4 protein-coding genes are annotated in these 3,550 nt (G+C 61.4%); 3 read left to right on the top strand and 1 reads right to left on the bottom strand.

Going from position 1 to position 3,550, the window contains the following annotated elements; genetic code table 11:
• Positions 1–95: 95 nt before the first annotated feature.
• Both E0F99_RS29305 and E0F99_RS29300 read left to right on the top strand, forming a co-directional pair.
• Positions 96–302, top strand: a complete 207-nt coding sequence (locus E0F99_RS29305; protein WP_232000106.1) for a DUF1127 domain-containing protein — start codon at positions 96–98, stop codon at positions 300–302.
• A 45-nt stretch (positions 303–347) separates the two neighbouring features.
• On the top strand, positions 348–1,580 hold the full coding sequence (locus tag E0F99_RS29300; RefSeq protein WP_083359437.1) for a winged helix-turn-helix domain-containing protein: 1,233 nt from the start codon (positions 348–350) through the stop codon (positions 1,578–1,580).
• Between the two features lie 93 nt (positions 1,581–1,673).
• Here the strand turns inward: E0F99_RS29300 and E0F99_RS29295 are convergent, their stop codons facing one another.
• On the bottom strand, positions 1,674–3,020 hold the full coding sequence (locus E0F99_RS29295; protein WP_083359436.1) for a class II 3-deoxy-7-phosphoheptulonate synthase: 1,347 nt from the start codon (positions 3,018–3,020) through the stop codon (positions 1,674–1,676).
• 124 nt (positions 3,021–3,144) lie between these two features.
• On the opposite strand from E0F99_RS29295, the gene E0F99_RS29290 reads away from it, so the two are divergent.
• On the top strand, positions 3,145–3,550 hold a 406-nt coding region (locus E0F99_RS29290), incomplete at its 3' end, for a spermidine synthase (protein WP_423213187.1).

Raw genomic sequence — 3,550 nt, 5'->3', positions numbered from 1 at the left:
GATCAATCTCTGAGATGTATTGCATAAGAAACATTCGTTGGATTGATCATAAGGCCAGGCACACACTCTCGTCATCCCCACTGGAGGGCGAGAAGATGAAAGGTCAGAAAGGTTTTGTGTTGATGGCGAAACGTCCGTTTTCCGGGCTGTTTCAGGTGGCTGCCCGTTGGCAGGCGCTGCATCATGAGCGCCAGGTATTGGCGAGTTTGAGCGACGACGCACTCAAGGACATCGGGCTTAATCGCGGCGACGTGGAGCAGGATCGCCACCTGCATTTTTGGCAAGACCCGCTGCGTAAATGACCCGAGATGCAGTAGGGTGGACGACGAGCTCACACGGAGAGACCCATGCCCGCCGACCTGTCGTTTTCCCTCAAGCAAGCACGACGCATGGCGCTGGCGGCCCAGGGGTTTTCCGGGCGCCAGGCGCCAGCACTTATCAAGGCCGCGCACCTCAATCGCTTGATTGAGCGCTTGGGCGTGCTGCAGATCGATTCCGTCAACGCGGTGGTGCGCTCGCATTACCTGCCACTGTTTTCCCGCCTGGGCAATTATTCTCCGTTGATTCTTGAGCAAGCCGCTTGGAGCCAGGGGCGACAGCGCTCGTTATTTGAATACTGGGGCCATGAGGCCTCGTTGCTGCCCATGGCGCTGTACCCGTTGATGCGCTGGCGTATGGAGCGGGCCAAGCTGGGGCAGGGAATGTATTCGCAGATGGCGCGTTTCGGACGTGAGCAGCAGGCCACCATTCAGCGCGTACTGCGCACCGTCGAGCAACAGGGCGCATTGGGCGCCGGTAGCTTGTCGACCCGTGAGGAGCGCGCCGGCCCGTGGTGGGATTGGAGTGATGAAAAGCACGCGCTGGAATGGCTGTTCGCTGCGGGACTGGTCACGGTCGCGGGGCGGCGCGGGTTTGAGCGGCTGTATGACTTGCCCGAGCGGGTAATTCCCGGCGACATTCTTCAGCAAACCGCCTTGAGTGAAGCCGAGGCCCAGCGCGGCTTGTTATTGCACAGCGCAAGCGCTTTAGGCGTCGGCACTGAAAAGGACCTGCGTGATTATTTTCGCCTGGGCCCCGCCGACAGCCGTAGCCGCTTGGCCGAGTTGGTTGAAGATGGGCAATTGCTTGCGTGCCAGGTGCAGGGCTGGAAACAACCGGCGTACTGCCTGCCCGAGCCGAAAGTACCGCGCAAAGTACTGGCCAGTGCGTTGCTGTCGCCGTTCGATTCACTGATCTGGGAGCGCAGCCGCACCGAGCGGCTGTTCGATTTTCGTTACCGGTTGGAGATCTACACCCCACAAGACAAGCGGGTGTACGGCTATTACGTGCTGCCGTTTTTGCACAATGAGCGGATCGCCGCGCGCGTTGATCTACGCGCCGAACGCGCCAATGGGCGCCTGGCGGTGCATGCGGTGCACGAAGAAGAATCGGGGCTAGATGAGGCCGGGATGCAGGCGTTGGCACTGAACCTGCGGCAGATGGCTGATTGGCTGGGGCTGGAACAGGTGCAGCTCAATTGCCAGCGGCAGAGTGCGGCCCGGTTAAGAGTGGCAACGCTCAACTTGGATGTTGGCCTCTAAGACGCCATCGGGGTCAGCCCCTCCCACAGGGGATGCGTTCCAAAGGTGGGAGGGGGCGTGCTCCCGATGGCGTCAGCCCTGGCAACTAACGTCTCAGCGTTTAACCTGTTTCAAGGTCTCGGCAATCAGAAACGCCAGTTCCAACGACTGATCGGCATTCATCCGTGGGTCGCAGTGGGTGTGGTAGCGGTCTGACAAGCCGTCTTCGGTGATTGGCCGCGCGCCGCCGATGCACTCGGTGACGTTCTGCCCGGTCATCTCGATGTGAATCCCGCCGGCATACGAACCCTCGGCCTGGTGTACCTGGAAGAACTCCTTCACCTCGCCAAGGATCTGCGCAAAGTCGCGGGTCTTGTAGCCGCTACTGGCCTTGATGGTGTTGCCATGCATCGGGTCGCTGCTCCACAGCACCTGCTTGCCCTCGCGCTGCACGGCGCGGATCAGGTTGGGCAGGTGGTCGCCGACCTTGCCGGCGCCCATGCGCGCGATCAGGTTGAGGCGGCCGGGGTCGTTGTCCGGGTTGAGGATGTCGATGAGACGGATCAGGTCGTCGGGGTTCATGCTCGGGCCGACTTTCACCCCAATAGGGTTGTTCACCCCGCGCAGGAATTCGACGTGGGCGCCGTCCAGCTGACGGGTACGGTCGCCGATCCAGAGCATATGGGCCGAGCAGTCGTAATAATCGTTGGTCAGGCTGTCGCGGCGCACGAAGGCTTGCTCGTAGTTGAGCAGCAGCGCTTCGTGGGCGGTGAAGAAGCTGGTTTCGCGCAGTTGCGGCGAGCTGTCCATGCCGCAGGCGCGCATGAACGCCAGGGTTTCATCAATGCGATCGGCCAGTTGGCTGTATTTCTCGGCCAGCGCGGAGTTGGCGATAAAGTCCAGGTTCCACTTGTGCACTTGGTGCAGGTCGGCGAAACCGCCTTGGGCAAACGCGCGCAGCAAGTTGAGCGTGGCGGTGGACTGGTGATACGACTGCAGCAGACGATCCGGGTCCGGTACGCGGCTTTTCGTATCGAAGCCGATGCCGTTGACGATGTCGCCACGGTAGGCGGGCAGGGTGACGCCGTCGATGGTTTCATCGTTAGCCGAGCGCGGCTTGGCGAATTGGCCAGCCATGCGCCCGACCTTTACCACGGGGCAGCCGGCGGCGAAGGTCATGACGATCGCCATCTGCAGCAGCACCTTGAAGGTGTCGCGGATTTTTGCCGCAGAGAACTCGGCAAAGCTCTCGGCACAATCGCCGCCCTGCAACAGGAACGCGCGGCCTTGGGTCACTTCGGCAAACTGGCGGCGCAACTCGCGGGCTTCCCCGGCAAACACCAGCGGCGGGTAGCTGGCCAGGTTCTGCTCCACTTGCAGCAAGTGTGCAGCGTCCGGGTACTGGGGTTGTTGCTGGATCGGCAGGGCGCGCCAGCTGTCGGGGCTCCAGGGTTGGCTCATCATGAACTCGATTGGTTGATTGACGGTCGGGCGCCAATGTTATCAGCAATTAGTGCGTGACCTGTTGCCGCCGGTTGGCCGACAATCGCGCCTTTGCCGTGCGGTAAACCCTTTAGGAGTAGTGATGAGCGAGGAGCGTGTCGAGCGCCTGTTGGCCGAAGTCCATGACGATTTCGGCATGATCCGTGTGCTCGAAGTGGCCGATTACCGCTTTCTCGAGTTCGGCGACGCCATCGAGCAAAGTTGCGTATTTACCGCCGACTCGAGCTGGCTGGAGTACGACTACACCCGCGCCATGTTGATTGGTGCGTTGTGCCATCAGCAACCGGAGAGCGCGCTGTTTCTTGGGCTGGGCGCCGGTACGCTGACCCAGGCGTGCCTCAAGTTCCTGCCGCTGGAAGCTGTCGAAGCCATTGAGCTGCGTCCGGATGTACCGCGCCTGGCCATTGAGTATCTGGGGCTGGCTGATGATCCGCTCCTGTCCTTCCGCATTGGCGACGCGCTGCCACTGCTCGTTACCGCTGTGCCGC

It is taken from the genome of Pseudomonas antarctica (assembly GCF_900624995.1).
Classification (GTDB): Bacteria; Pseudomonadota; Gammaproteobacteria; order Pseudomonadales; family Pseudomonadaceae; genus Aquipseudomonas; species Aquipseudomonas antarctica.
The sequence above is the reverse complement of the archived record's forward strand: the minus strand, read 5'-3'. Positions and strand labels throughout refer to the sequence as shown.

Bases quoted from the DNA above. Each gene is read 5' to 3' on its own strand.
- E0F99_RS29295 (WP_083359436.1), bottom strand. From the start codon at position 3,020: ATGAGCCAACCCTGGAGCCCCGACAGCTGGCGCGCCCTGCCGATCCAG.
- E0F99_RS29305 (WP_232000106.1), top strand. From the start codon at position 96: ATGAAAGGTCAGAAAGGTTTTGTGTTGATGGCGAAACGTCCGTTTTCC.
- E0F99_RS29300 (WP_083359437.1), top strand. From the start codon at position 348: ATGCCCGCCGACCTGTCGTTTTCCCTCAAGCAAGCACGACGCATGGCG.